This is a genomic window from Stenotrophomonas sp. Steno-C18 (genome assembly GCF_056393195.1).
Map to the genome: position 1 here is coordinate 52537 of NZ_JBWJOX010000012.1, position 13708 is coordinate 66244.

Annotated in this window: 13 protein-coding genes; all 13 read left to right on the plus strand. The window is 67.5% G+C overall.

Annotated features, from left to right (window positions below; all coding sequences use genetic code 11):
* Positions 1 to 165: 165 nt before the first annotated feature.
* A complete protein-coding gene (gene fliD, locus AC06FE_RS18500) occupies positions 166 to 1530 on the plus strand; it encodes a flagellar filament capping protein FliD (RefSeq protein WP_323439069.1) in 1365 nt (454 codons plus the stop codon).
* A gap of 90 nt (positions 1531 to 1620) precedes the next feature.
* Positions 1621 to 2040, plus strand: a complete 420-nt coding sequence (gene fliS, locus AC06FE_RS18505) for a flagellar export chaperone FliS (protein WP_323439068.1) — start codon at positions 1621 to 1623, stop codon at positions 2038 to 2040.
* 4 nt (positions 2041 to 2044) lie between these two features.
* Positions 2045 to 2356 carry a hypothetical protein gene (locus AC06FE_RS18510; RefSeq protein ID WP_192285813.1) on the plus strand — a complete coding sequence of 104 codons (312 nt, stop codon included), beginning with the start codon at positions 2045 to 2047 and terminating at the stop codon, positions 2354 to 2356.
* Complete coding sequence (locus tag AC06FE_RS18515) at positions 2353 to 2919, plus strand: PilZ domain-containing protein (protein ID WP_478073886.1); 567 nt, start codon at positions 2353 to 2355, stop codon at positions 2917 to 2919. Before AC06FE_RS18510 ends, AC06FE_RS18515 begins: the two co-directional genes overlap by 4 nt.
* Before the next feature lie 78 nt (positions 2920 to 2997).
* The gene (locus AC06FE_RS18520; protein WP_478073887.1) at positions 2998 to 3630 is read left to right on the plus strand and encodes a response regulator; all 633 of its coding nucleotides are present in this window, start codon (positions 2998 to 3000) and stop codon (positions 3628 to 3630) included.
* Positions 3631 to 3893: 263 nt separating this feature from the next.
* Entirely contained in the window at positions 3894 to 5303 is a 1410-nt protein-coding gene (gene rpoN / locus AC06FE_RS18525; protein ID WP_323439065.1) for an RNA polymerase factor sigma-54, read from the plus strand.
* Between the two features lie 13 nt (positions 5304 to 5316).
* A complete protein-coding gene (locus AC06FE_RS18530) occupies positions 5317 to 5697 on the plus strand; it encodes a response regulator (protein ID WP_192285818.1) in 381 nt (126 codons plus the stop codon).
* The gene (locus AC06FE_RS18535; protein WP_446541822.1) at positions 5690 to 7147 is read left to right on the plus strand and encodes a sigma-54 dependent transcriptional regulator; all 1458 of its coding nucleotides are present in this window, start codon (positions 5690 to 5692) and stop codon (positions 7145 to 7147) included. The genes AC06FE_RS18530 and AC06FE_RS18535 overlap by 8 nt, the downstream gene beginning before the upstream one ends.
* 5 nt (positions 7148 to 7152) lie before the next feature.
* Positions 7153 to 7857: an acyltransferase gene (locus AC06FE_RS18540; protein WP_478073888.1), complete on the plus strand. Its 705-nt coding sequence runs from the start codon at positions 7153 to 7155 to the stop codon at positions 7855 to 7857.
* 60 nt (positions 7858 to 7917) lie between these two features.
* Positions 7918 to 8370, plus strand: coding sequence for an adenylyltransferase/cytidyltransferase family protein (locus AC06FE_RS18545; protein ID WP_478073889.1), 453 nt, complete (start codon positions 7918 to 7920; stop codon positions 8368 to 8370).
* The gene (locus AC06FE_RS18550) at positions 8370 to 10880 is read left to right on the plus strand and encodes an FkbM family methyltransferase (RefSeq protein WP_478073890.1); all 2511 of its coding nucleotides are present in this window, start codon (positions 8370 to 8372) and stop codon (positions 10878 to 10880) included. The genes AC06FE_RS18545 and AC06FE_RS18550 overlap by 1 nt, the downstream gene beginning before the upstream one ends.
* Positions 10877 to 12157 carry an ATP-grasp domain-containing protein gene (locus tag AC06FE_RS18555; protein WP_478073891.1) on the plus strand — a complete coding sequence of 427 codons (1281 nt, stop codon included), beginning with the start codon at positions 10877 to 10879 and terminating at the stop codon, positions 12155 to 12157. The genes AC06FE_RS18550 and AC06FE_RS18555 overlap by 4 nt, the downstream gene beginning before the upstream one ends.
* A complete protein-coding gene (locus tag AC06FE_RS18560) occupies positions 12154 to 13668 on the plus strand; it encodes a glycosyltransferase family 2 protein (RefSeq protein ID WP_478073892.1) in 1515 nt (504 codons plus the stop codon). The genes AC06FE_RS18555 and AC06FE_RS18560 overlap by 4 nt, the downstream gene beginning before the upstream one ends.
* Positions 13669 to 13708: the final 40 nt, after the last annotated feature.

Consider the following 13708-nt stretch of genomic DNA (forward strand, 5'->3'; position numbering starts at 1 on the left):
CGGGGGTCTGTGCGTTGGCGGCGCCGGGGGCCGGCCTGCGGCAACGGCACGCCACTTGCATCCACACGGGGAGCCCTGCGCGCGCCCGCCTAAAGAAACGGCCCGGGCGTGCCGATACCGAGGATGCCTGTACGGGCGTCCGCACGCCACGACCAAGGAAACTACATGGCCTCCTCATCCCTCGCTGCCGTCGGCTCCGGACTGGACATCCCGACCCTCGTCGCCCAGCTCGTGGCTGCCGAGCGCAAGCCGGCCGAGACCCGCATCAACAACCAGGGCACGAAGGCGACCACCCAACTGTCGGCGCTGGGCAACATCAAGAACTCGCTGAGCAGCCTGCAGTCGGCGCTGGAAGCGATGGCCAAGAGCGCCACCAACGGCGCCTACAAGACCAGCATCAGCGATACCGCCACCAGCTTCAGCGCCACGGTGGTGACCGACTCCAACGGCAAGACCAGCGCCACCGCCGGCACCTACGAGGTCGAAGTGGTGCGGCTGGCGCAGAGCCAGAAGCTCAGCTCCGGCGCGTTCGGCGCCGATGCCAAGGTGGGCGACGGAAAGCTGACGTTCGCCTGGGGCGAAGAGACGCTGGACGTGGACATTGCCGAGGGCAGCACGCTGACGCAGATCGCCGCCGCCATCAACAAGGCCGCTGGCGGCAAGGGGGTCAACGCCACCATCATCACCGCCAACGACGGCCAGCACCTGGTGATGAATGCGGTCAATGGCGGCACCGAAGGCGCACTGACGGTCACCGCCAGCGGCGGCAACGGTGGCTTGTCGGCGCTGACCTGGGATGGCACCAGCGGCGGCATGACCGAGAACATCGCACCGGCCAACGCACTGGTGCGGGTGGACGGCTTCGAGCGCGAGTCCAGCAGCAACACCATCACCGACCTGTTGCCTGGCGTCACCCTCACCCTGAACAAGGCCGAGGAAGGCACCAAGCGCACGCTGACGGTGGCTGCGGACAACTCCGGCCTGAAGATCAACACCCAGGCCTTCGTTGCCGCGTACAACACCACGGTCGGCCTGCTCAAGAGCAGCAGCGCCTACGACGCCACCAACGACAAGGCCTCCGCGCTGACCGGTGACTCGCTGGTACGCGGCCTGCAGCAGCAGCTGCGCGGCGAAGCCAGCGCCAGCATGCTCGACCTCAAGGCCCTGGGCGTGACCGTCAACAAGGACGGCACCCTGGCCTTCAGCACCACCACGTTCGACGCCAAGGTCGCCGAGGACCCGTCCGCCGCCCGCAAGCTGCTGGGCAGCGACGGCTCGTTCACCTCCAGCCTCAGCGCCATGCTCAAGACCAACCTGGGCAGCAACGGCACGTTGACCCTGCGCACCAACTCGCTGACCAAGCAGATCAGCAAGCTTGAGAAGGACCTGGACGACCTGGATGCGCGGATGGAAAAGGTCTCCGCGCGGTATACCGCCCAGTTCACCGCCATGGACACGGTGGTGGCGAAGATGCAGAGCACCAGCGATTACCTCAGCCAGCAGATCAGCGCGCTCAACAAGAAGAGCTGACCGGCCGGCAGCGCCCTTCCCCACGCACACCAATACGACCACTTTTCGCCAGCGCCGGCCCGGCCATGACGAAGCCCCAAGGAGAACCCCATGTACGGTGCCAACCGCCACTATGCCGAGCAGTACCGCAAGGTCGGCGTCACCAGCCGCGTCGTCGACGCGGACCCGCACCGCCTTGTCGCCCTGCTGCTTGAAGGCGCGGGCGAGCGCATCCGTCGCGCCGAAGCCTGCCTGGCCAACGGCGACCAGGCATTGAAAGGCAAGGCGATCGGTGAAGCCTGTGCGATCATCGGGCACCTGAATGGTTCGCTGGACCACGAAGCCGGCGGCGAGATCGCCGGCAACCTGTCGGCCCTGTACGACTACGTCATGCAGCGCCTGACCGAAGCCAACCTCAACAACGACGCGGTACCGCTGCAGGAGTCGCTGTCGTTGATCGGCGAGATCGAGAGCGCATGGAACGCCATTCCCCAGGAACAGCGCACCCTGCCCACCGCACATGGAGCCTGATGCCATGAACAACGACGCGAGCGCCCTGCTGCAGGCGCTGCACGTGGACCTGGACCTGATCAAGAACGCGATCGAGGCCGAGGACCATGCCACCACCGAGCGCATCGTCGGCGAACACGACCAGCGCGTGCGCGACTACCTCCACGCCCATGGCGCCCACAGTGCTCCGCAGGCGCTGCAGAACCTGCTCGAACAGCAGCTCTCGCTGACCACGCGCATGCGCCAGCTGCGCGATGAAGCCGCCCAGTACCTGCGTGCCGAGCGGCAATCCACCCGCGCGGCGAACGCCTACCTGCAGGCCGGTACGCTGGCATGAGCCACGACGGCGCCACCGCTGCCGAAGGCACCCTGTTCGACGATACGCTCAGCTGCGATGTCGTCGTGCCGGTGCAGTTCACGGCCGGAGCGCGCGTCGCCCGTCCGGGCACCTCGGAGATGCTGCTGCGCAGCGTCGCGCTGGTCGAGGATTCGCGCAGCAGCGACGACGGCGACGAGCGCAGCGACACCAGCGCGCAGCTGCAGCGCCTGGAGGCCCGCATGGACCTGGCCCTGGTCCTGCTCGGTCGCCTGCTGCAGCAGGCCAACCCGGCCCTGCCAGTCCGGGCGGTGCGCTGGTCACGGCATGGCCTGCGCCTGGATCTCGAGCAAACCACCGCACTGGCACCCGGCAGCGCCGGGGTGATCCAGCTGCAGCCCGCCGACTGGCTGCCCGACCACATCGAACTGCCCGCCACCGTGCTGGCCGAGGCCCCCCATGAGGGCGGCAGCCGGTTGTGGCTGGGCTTCACCGGCCTGGGCGACAACCTGAACGCAGCGGTCGAACGGCACCTGTTCCGCCTGCATCGGCGGCAGATCGCCGACAGCCGCCGCAATCGTTGATTGCCCCCCTTTAGTTGACTGGCGTCACACGTCGCGCTCGGCTAAGGTGAGGGACTTCTAGGGGGAAGACCGTTCCACGTGCGCGTTCTCATTGTCGATGACCACACCCTGGTCCGGGCGGGACTGAACCGGCTGCTGCAGAGCTTCGAAGGCGTGCAGGTGGTCGCCGAAGCCAGCGACGCCGCGCAGGCCCTGGACCTGGCCCTGCTGCACGTTCCCGACCTGATCCTGATGGACCTGTCGCTGCCGGGCCGTACCGGTCTGGAAGCCCTCAGTGACATCCGTGCCCGCCAGCCGCAGACGCGGGTGGTGATGATGTCCATGCACGACGATGCCGGCCACGTCCGCGACGCCCTGGACCGCGGTGCGGTCGGCTTCGTGGTCAAGGACGCCGCTCCGGCCGAACTGGAGCTGGCACTGCGCGCCGCGCATGCCGGACAGGTGTTCCTGAGCCCGCACATCTCTGCCAAGATGCTGGCCCCGCTGATCAACCGCGAGCGGCCCACGGGCATCGCCGCGCTGTCGCCACGGCAGAAGCAGATCCTGCGTCGGCTGGGCAGTGCCCAGACCACCAAGGAGATCGCCGCCGAGCTGGGCATCAGCGTCAAGACGGTGGAAACCCACCGCGCCCGCATGATGGAAGCGCTGGGCTGCCGGCGCGCGAATGACCTGTTGCTGTTCGCCGTGCGGCACGAGAAGGATCTTGGCTGACGTCAGGTCACTGACCGAGCATGTTCGTTGTCACAGATTCGAATTTCCGTCGCCACTTACTGGCACTTCGATAAGAATCAATGACCTATCCGGAATTTCGCGGCTCGTCGCGCCAGAAAAATGACGATTTGTAAGGCTTTCCCCTACGCAAAGTGGGGTTAATCAGGACAGCCCTCAGGGCTTCCCTGATTTCAGCGTCGGCACTCCGCCACGCAAGATGCGTTCCACAACGCGGCCTTCACACAGCGCCGCCGGGGAATCGCATGAAAGCCACACTCTCTGCCCAGTTGGGCCAGCAGCTCCATCTCACGCCTGCCCTGCTGCAGTCGATCCGCCTGTTGCAGCTCAATGGCATGCAGCTGGAGCTGGAAGTCCGCCAGGCGCTGGAAAGCAATCCGTTGCTGGAGCTGCAGGACGAGCAGGAAGAGAGCCCGGCCACGGCCAATGGCAACGACGCGCAGGTGGAAACGGCCGCGTTCGACGAACTGCCGGAGAGCTCGATGTGGGACGTGGCCGGCGGCGGCTGGAATGACGGCGAGGATGACCGCATGGCGCGCATCGCCGCCGGCGAGTCCACCGACCCGCAGCTGCGCGTGCTCAATGCACTGGCCCTGGAGCTGGACGCATCCGACCTGGCCATCGCCAGCTTCTGGCTGGAGCACTGCGATGACGCCGGCTACCTGCAGGGCGCCTTGGCCGAGCTGACCCGCCTGGCCAGTGCGCGCCTGGACCGCACCGCCAGCGACGTGGAAGCCGTGCGCCAACGCCTGCTGCACGGCGAGCCGGCCGGCATGGCCGCGACCGACCTGCGCGAGTGTCTGCTGGCACAGTTGGCGGCGCTGCCCGGCGTGGTGCCGGCGCGCCACCTGGCCGCGCGCCTGCTCGATGCCGACCTGCAATTGCTGGCCAACCATGACTACGCCGCCCTGGCCGTTGCACTCGATGCCGAGCAGGACGACGTCCTCGAGGCGTTCCGGCTGATCCTGTCGCTGCAACCGCGGCCGGGGGACAGCCTGCAGCCGCAGCAGGACGAGGCCATCCTCCCTGACGTGGTGGCCTGGCACGCGGACGGGCAATGGCGCGTCGCGCTGAACCCCGCCACCACCCCGCGCATCGCCATCAACGCCGGCTACGAACGCGCGTTGGCCGACAACGGCAGCGAGGCCGCGCAGCCCTTGCGCGACATGCTGCAGGAAGCCCGCTGGCTGACCCGCGGCCTGTCCATGCGCTACGACACCCTGATCCGCACCGCCCGGGTGATCGTCGAGCGCCAGGCCGCGTTCCTGGTCCAGGGCGATGAGGCAATGGCGCCACTGACCCTGAAGGAAGTGGCCGACAGCATCGGCATGCACGAGTCCACGGTCTCGCGCATCACTTCCGGCAAGTACCTGCAGACGCCGCGCGGCACCTTCGAACTGAAGCATTTCTTCGCCGTCCGCCTGGAGGGCGCCAGCGTCTCCGGGCAGGCGGTCAAGGCCATGGTCAAGCGCCTGATCGACGCCGAGCCGGCCGGCCGGCCGCTGGCCGACGAGGCCATCGCGGGCCTGCTCTCGCGCCAGGGGGTAAACATCGCACGTCGTACCGTCGCAAAATACCGCGAACAACTCGACATCGCCCCGGCACGCGAACGCCGCCGCCAGGGCACCAAGCCGCTGCTGGCCCGCGTGGGCTGAACAAAGGAATTCCATGAGCAAGCTCACCGTACTGCTGGTTGATGACCACGAAGGCTTCATCAACGCCGCCATGCGCCACTTCCGCCGCATCGAATGGCTGGAAGTGATCGGCAGCGCCGCCAACGGCCTGCAGGCCATCGAACGCTCCGAGGCGCTGCGCCCGCGCGTGGTGCTGATGGACCTGGCCATGCCGGAGATGGGCGGGCTGCAGGCCACGCGCCTGATCAAGACCCAGGACGACGCGCCGTACATCGTCATCGCCAGCCACTTCGACGATTCCGAGCACCGCGAGCACGCCCTGCGCGCCGGCGCCGACAACTTCGTCAGCAAACTCTCTTACATCCAGGAAGTCATGCCGATCCTGGAGGCCCTCAAGGAGCAAGGCGATGAGTGAGTCACGCATCCTCGTCATCGATGCCGACGCGGTTCGCGCCGAGCGGACCCTGTCCCTGCTGGAGTTCATGGACTTCACCCCGCGCTGGGTCAGCGACGCGCAGGACATCGACACCAGCCGCCACCGTAGCAATGACTGGATGGCCGTGGTGGTCGGCACGCTGGAAGACGCCGACCTGGCCGCCGGCTTCTTCAACTGGCTGGCCGCCGCGCCGCTGCCGCCGCCGGTCCTGCTGGGCGAAGGTGACCCGCTGGCGTTCTCGCGCCACTACGGCCTGCACGAAGCCAATGTCTGGCCGCTGGAACAGCCGATGCGCCTGGCGCAGGTGGAAGCCCTGCTGCGTCGTGCCAGCCTCAAGCGGCTGGACACCGAGCACCAGTCCAGCGCCATCGACGACAACGGCCCGACCGGCACCAGCCCGGCCGTGACCGAGCTGCGCCAGCTGATCGAGCAGGTCGCCAACTTCGACACCACCGTACTGGTGCTGGGCGAATCGGGTACCGGCAAGGAAGTGGTCTCGCGCTCCATCCACCAGCGCTCACCGCGCCGTGATGGGCCGTTCGTGGCGATCAACTGCGGCGCGATCCCGCCGGACCTGCTCGAAAGCGAGCTGTTCGGCCACGAGAAAGGTGCCTTCACCGGTGCGCTGACCGCGCGCAAGGGCCGCTTCGAGATGGCCGAGGGTGGCACCCTGCTGCTGGACGAGATCGGCGACATGAGCCTGCCGATGCAGGTCAAGCTGCTGCGCGTGCTGCAGGAGCGCAGCTTCGAGCGTGTCGGTGGCAACCAGACCATCCGCTGCAACGTGCGGGTGATCGCCGCGACCCACCGTGACCTGGAAACGCGCATCAGCGAAGGCAAGTTCCGCGAGGACCTGTTCTACCGCCTGAACGTGTTCCCGATCGACGTGCCCGCGTTGCGCGAGCGTACCGCCGACATCCCGGCACTGGTGCAGACCATCGCGGCCCAGCTGGCCCGCACCGGCCGCGGCGAAGTCCGCTTCGCCGACGAGGCCCTGCTGGCGCTGGCCGGTTATCCCTGGCCGGGCAACGTGCGCGAACTGACCAACCTGGTCGAGCGCCTGGCCGTCCTGCACCCGGGCGGGCTGGTGCGCGTGCAGGACCTGCCCAGCCGCTACCGCGGCGACGGCACCATGGCCGCCTCGGCCAACCCGGTCGACGAGCCGGCGGTACAGGCGGTGCTGGCGGCAGCCCGTGCGCCGACCGCAACGCAGGCCAAGGCGGCGGCGTTCAAGCCGGCCAGCCTGCCCAGCGAGGGGCTGGACCTGCGCGACCACATGGCCGGCATCGAGCTGACCCTGATCAACGAGGCGCTGGAACGCACCCAGGGCGTGGTCGCCCATGCCGCCCAGCTGCTGGGCCTGCGCCGCACCACCCTGGTGGAGAAGCTGCGCAAGTACGGGATCGAGCGGGAACAGGTAGCAGACTGATCGTGATGGATTCCAGGCAAGCAACACTCGCCGCGCCCGAACGCAGTGAGCTGCGCGATGAACGTGGCAACCGCGTCATCGCGCCGGTCGGGCTGAACAGCCTGACCACCGTGTTCAAAGGCCACAACTGCACGCTGGAAATCGACCCGCGTGCGCGCCTGGTGAACACCGCCGTCGAGTTCCACGGCTCCAATGCACACTGCCGGATCGGCGCCGCCGGCCCCGCCGGCAGCCTGTCCGCGCTCATCCGCCTCGGTGAGGATTGCGTCATCACCATCGGTGCCGGGGTGACCACCACGGCGCGGACCTTCATCGCCACCAGCGAAGGCGGCCGGGTGACGGTGGGGGACGACTGCATGCTGGCCTCGGAAGTACAGCTGCGCGGTGACGATGCCCACCCCATCTTCGATATCCACACCGGCCTGCGCATCAACCCGGTCGAGGACATCGTCATCGGCGCCCATGTCTGGCTGGCGTTCGGGGTGTGCTGCCTGGGCGGTGCACGGATCGGCGATGGCAGCGTGATCGGCATGGACAGCGTGGTCACCGGGCCCATCCCGAACAACTGCGTGGCCGTGGGTACGCCGGCACGGGTGGTGCGTCGCGACGTCGCCTGGGAACGTCCGCACCTGTCGATGGCGCAGCCGCCCTACAAGCCCGATGGGGACAGCGTCCCCCGCTCTGTCTACTGGAACGCCACCCGCGATTGAGGCCCACGGCACGGATCTTGCCTGTCACAAGACAATCATGGCCGTCTGGAATCGCACATCATGGCGCTTGTTCTGACCTACGGGACGTTCGATCTTCTGCACGTGGGGCACGTGAACCTGTTGCGTCGTGCCCGTGAGCTGGGCGACCACTTGCTGGTCGGCCTGTCCTCGGACCGGTTCAACGCCATCAAGCGCAAGACCGCAACCCAGTGCTACGCCGACCGCGAGGCCGTGCTGCGCGCGATCCGCTATGTCGACGATGTCTTCCCCGAGGACAGTTGGGAGCAGAAGGCCACCGACATCCAGCGTTACGGCGCGGACATCCTGGTGATGGGCTCGGACTGGACAGGGCACTTCGATGCGCTGGCCCACCATTGCCAAGTCCGCTATCTGCCGCGCACCGAGGACATTTCCAGCTCCGCCCTCAAGGCACGCATCCGCCTGGATGGCTTGGACCCACCACCCGCCGACAATGCACCGCAGGCCACCGCCCTGCTCGCCGGAGTGCGCTGATGCTGCCTGTTTTCCATATCCACGCCCTTGCCGGCGAGGGCCGCGACCTGTGGCTCCACCTGCAGCCGGCCCCGCGTGGCATCAGCGCCCTTCGCCTGCGCCGCCGTGACGGCAAGCGCTGCGTGCCGCTGGACGTCCTGCTCGAAGGCGATGCCGCGCGCACGCGCTTGCCCGGCCCGGCGCTGCTGGAAGACACCCCCCAGCGCTGGGATGTGCAGATCGAAGTGGGCAATACGGGTCAGTTCCAGCAATTGATCGGAACCACCGCTGATGGCGCGGACCGCCACTTTTTCCGTGATGCCGTGCAGGCCCATGGGCTGTCGGCCTACCTGAGCGACAGCGCCAGCTCGCTGGCCTTGTTCACCGCGCCGCTGGAGCAGCACGCGATGACCGTCGAAGCGGAGAACCTGCGCGCTGCGTTTCCCTCCCTGCTCGAACAACTGCCCTTGCAGGAGGACCTGGTCCTGTTCGAGAGCTTCTTCGGCAGGGCATACGCCGGCAACCCCCGCTATATCTACGAGGCGCTGCGCCGGATGCGCCCGGACCTGCGCTGCGTCTGGGCCTACAACGGAGACGAGCAGATCCCGGGAAATCCGCAGCGGGTGATCCGCGGCTCCGCCGAGTACCTCCGCCTGCTCGCGCAGGCCAAGTACCGTGTCAACAACATCCTGTTCACCGCGCACGGGCGCAAGCCGCAGACGCGCTACCTGCAGACCTGGCACGGCACCCCGTTGAAGCGGCTGGGCTACGACATCACGGTGACCGGGCCGGAAGTGGAGGCACGCGACAACCTGTACCGCGAATCCCGTGCCTGGACGTTGCTGTTGAGCGAGAACCGCTATTCCAGCGATGTGCTCCGGCGGGCCTTCCGTTACGACGGCCCGATCCTGGAAGCCGGCTACCCCGTGGCCGATCCACTGGTAGCCCCGGTCAGCGCACGGGAGGACACCCTCGCCCGGCTGGCGCTGCCGTCCGGTCATCGTTTCGTGCTGTATGCCCCCACCTGGCGCGACAGCCAGCAGGTGGGGCATTGGCAGTTCGACTTCGACCTGCAGCTGGATCTGGTGAAGGTCGCCGCGGCCCTGGCACCGGACCAGATCCTGCTGCTGCGCGGCCACCACCTGGTCAGCACGGGGCTGCAGGACCTGGCGCTTCCGGCCAATGTGCGCGATGTATCGCACGTGGACGATGCCAGCGAGCTGTGCGCGATCGCCGACGTGCTGATCACCGACTACTCCTCGATCTTCTTCGACTACGCCACCACTGGCCGGCCGATCCTGTTTTATTGCTACGACCTGGAGCATTACGCCGAACAGGTCCGCGGCTTCTACCTGGACATGGCCCAGGACCTGCCCGGGCCAATCGCACGCAGCACCGAGGAGCTGGTGGCCTTGTTGGCGGACCTGCCCGCCGTCCAGGCTACCCACACGGACCGCTACGCGGCTTTCCGGGAGCGCTTCTGCGCGCTCAACGACGGCAGCGCCGCCGAGCGCGTCGTCGATGCGTTCTTCGGCCCGTTCCCGTCACCCAGTCGGTTCCTGTCCGACCTGGTGGCACTGGCTGGCAACGGCCCGGCAGAAGACGATGCGCGCCTGCGAGGCCTGATCCAACGCTATCTGGCGGACGCCGAGGCAATCTCAACGCTGCTGTACGAGCGGCTGAGCCCTCCCGAGCAGGAGCGCTTCCTGGTCTGGTTCCTCAAGCGCTGGGCCGGCATCGACCGCGTTGCCCCGGGGGAACTGGCGCACTACCTCGCCGAGGTCGATCGCATCCGCGCCGAGCCCCGCCCGCCGATCACCATCGGTGACGGCCAGTACGTGCTGCAGGACCTGCGCCCGCAGGGCCATGACTTCCGCCTGGCCAGCTATGCGTGGGCATTGAGCATCCACGACATCCTGTTCGACCAGTACCAGAGTGAGGATTTCCGCGTCCGCCCGGGCGAGGTCATCATCGATGCCGGCGGGTTCATCGGCGACACCGCCGTCCTGTTCTGCGCCAAGACCGGCAACGATTGCCAGGTGCACGCCTTCGAGCTGCTGGACGAGAACATCGCCCTGTTCGAGCACAACCTGCAACTCAACGGCGTGGCCGACCGGGTCGTGCTCAACAAGCGGGCGTTGTCCGACCACAGCGATGGCTCGCTGCTGATCAGGCAGGCCAGGCTGCAAGGTGCCACATCGGTCGGTGCCGGGGACGGCCCGGGCGAACGCATCGCCACCATCACCCTGGACGACTATGTCGCCCAGCACGGGCTGCAGCGCGTGGACCTGATCAAGATGGACATCGAGGGATCGGAGATCCCCGCGCTGCTGGGGGCCGTGCAGACCATCCGCCGGTTCCGCCCCAAGCTGGCGCTGTGCCTGTACCACAAGTGGGACGACGTGCTGACCATCCCCCGCTTCATCGCCGGACTCGGCATCCCCTACCGCTTCAACTTCAAGTGGGTGCAGCTGCCACAGGGCTGGGAAGCCGTCCTGCTGGCCCAGCCCTGCGAGGACCCGCGGCCATGACGGTGAACGTGCTGGTCTTCCCCTGTGGCTCGGAGATCGGCCTGGAGATCCATGCCGCCCTGCGCCATGCCAAGGACGTCTGCCTGCACGGTGCTTCGTCGGTACCGGACCATGGCGAGTTCGTCTATGCGCGGTACCGCCAGATCACGGCACAGGCCGATTCGGCCGAGCTGGTTTCCCAGCTCAACGCACTGATCGATGCATGGAGCATCGATCTGGTGGTGCCGGCGCATGACAGCGTGATCCCCGTGCTCGCCGACAACCAGCAGCGGCTGCATGCCCCGGCGATGGTGCCCGAGCCGGCCATGGCCGCGATCTGCCGCAACAAGAACCTGACCTACGGGCGGCTGCAGGGCCTGGGCATCGTGCCGCGCCGCGTCGAACTGGGCAGCGCCGACTACCCGATCTTCGCCAAGCCGGCAGTCGGCCAGGGCAGCCAGGGCGCCGAGCGGGTGGACAACGATGAACGCCATCGGCTGCTGGCCGACAGTGGCATCGAGTACGTGTTCAGCGAATACCTGCCCGGCACCGAGTACACCGTGGACTGCATCTCCAGCGCCGACGGCACCCTGCTGCATGCCGCTGCGCGGGTACGCGGGCGGGTCAAATCCGGGATCAGCGTGCGCACCGAGCCGGTGGCCACGGACCCCGAGCTGGAGGCGATGGCACTGGCCATCGCTGCGGAACTGCGCCTGAAGGGCGCCTGGTTCTTCCAGGCCCGACGTGACCGGCAGGGCGTGCCCAAGCTGCTGGAAGTCGCCCCCCGCATCGCCGGCTCGATGGCGTTGAACCGCATGCGCGGCATCAACTATCCGTTGCTGGGCATCTACGCCTACCTGGGAAAGCCCTTCACGGTCATGCCCCAGCACTACCCGCTGGTCATGGACCGCGCGCTCGGCAACCGCTGGCGGGCGGAGCTGGCCTATGAGCGTGTCTACCTGGACCTGGACGACACCCTGCTGGTGCGGGGTGCGCCGGAGCCGCAGGTGATGGCGCTGCTGTACCAATGGAACACGCGGGGAATCCCGGTGGTGCTGGTGACCCGGCACGCCACCGAGCCGGTGCAGACGCTCTCACGGCATCGCATCTGCGCGGACTTGTTCGAGCGGATCGTGCACCTGCGCGATGGCTCGCCCAAGAGCGCCGTGATCCCCCCAGGCGAGTCCGCCATCTTCATCGACGACGCCTACCGCGAGCGCGCCGACGTGGCTTCCACCCGCGGCATCCCGGTCTTCGATGTGGATGCAGTGGAGCAGCTGAGGGAGGTTCGTGCATGACTCAGGCTGCCCTGCCCCGCGTCGACGGGACACCGCTGCTGTCGATCGTGGTGCTGGTCTACAACACCGCCCCGTTCCTGCGGGAGTGCCTTGATTCGCTGCTGGAACAGGACTATCGCAACATCGAGGTCATCGCCATCGATGATGCCAGCTCCGACGACAGCCTCGCGATCTGCCGGGAGTACGAGGCGCGCCACCCGAACTTCCGCTGCATCAGCAAAAACAACGAAGGTGGCGCGGTTTCAGGCAACCTCGGCGTGTCGCTGGCGCGTGGTCGTTACGTGGCGCTGGTTGACTCCGATGACGTGGTCACCGGCGATGGGTACCGCCTGCTGATGGAACAGGCCATGCAGGCCGACGCCGACATCGTCATCGGCCGGGCGGCACGACTGCAGGATGGCAAACTCTCGTCGGTGGCATTCCTGTATGAGCCGTATGTCTGGTCGCGGCGCCGCAGCTTCGACTCGGTGGACGGATTCCCCGACGTCATCCACGACTGCTTCTACTGGAACAAGGTGTTCCGTACCGATTTCCTGCGGGAGAACGGGCTGGGCATGGTCCCGGGCCTGCTCTACGCGGACCGCCCGTTCGTCCACCGCGCGTACTGGTACAGCCAGCGTACGGTGATCATCCCGGACCTGGTGTACCACTGGCGCCGGCGCCCCGAGGGCGCCATTGCGTCCATTTCGCAGAACATCCGCCAAGCCGACAACTTCATCGACCGCATCCGCTCGATGCAGCTGGAGTGGCATGATTTCGATGACGTTCCCGCAGCGGCCGGCTACCGGTGCGCGATCGCCGTGGCCAACCTACAGCGTGCCCTGCACGCCGCGCCTGGCATCGTGGCGTCTCCGAGCTTTCGCAAGGTGTTCGTCGCGCAGATGCAGGAACTACTCGCACTGTATGGCGAGCTGGACTGCAGGGCGCTCGGTGCCAGGCGCTGCCTTTACCTGGAGCTGATCAGGCGCGGCGAGGTCGAAGCCCTGTGCTTCCTGCTCGGCGTGACCAGTGAACGGGGCTGGATCGCGGAAATCGAGGGTGCCTGCTATTGGAAGCAGCCCTTCCTGGACAACCCGGAGATCGCCCTGCCGCGCAGTGCCATGCGCCTGGAGTTCCCGAACATCGGCTTCTTCCGCCTCCGGGACATCTCGCTGGACGAGGACAGCCTGGACCTGACCCTGGACCTGCACGACCGGATCATGGCCGGTTGCCAGGTCTGGTTCGAGCTGCATGCGATCCAGGGCGAAGGCAGTTGGGAGTTCCAGCCCGAAGGCAGGACCGCCGAGCACCGCTGGCGCTATCGGCTGGACATGCGGGCGCCGGACTGGAAGCCCGGCAATCTGTACGGGCTGGTCCTGCACTATCGCACCGCTGACGGCATCCACGGCCGCTACCGGATCGGCCCGGCGATGGTGCCGCCCGGATGGCCTGCCTCGCTCCCGTTGCGCTCGTCGCTGGGCAGCCTGCTGTTCTCGGCCGAGGCCGGTGGCATGGGACTGGCCGTCAACTGACCGGCGCCGCCCCCGCAGGCACGGGAGTTGCATGTCCCTG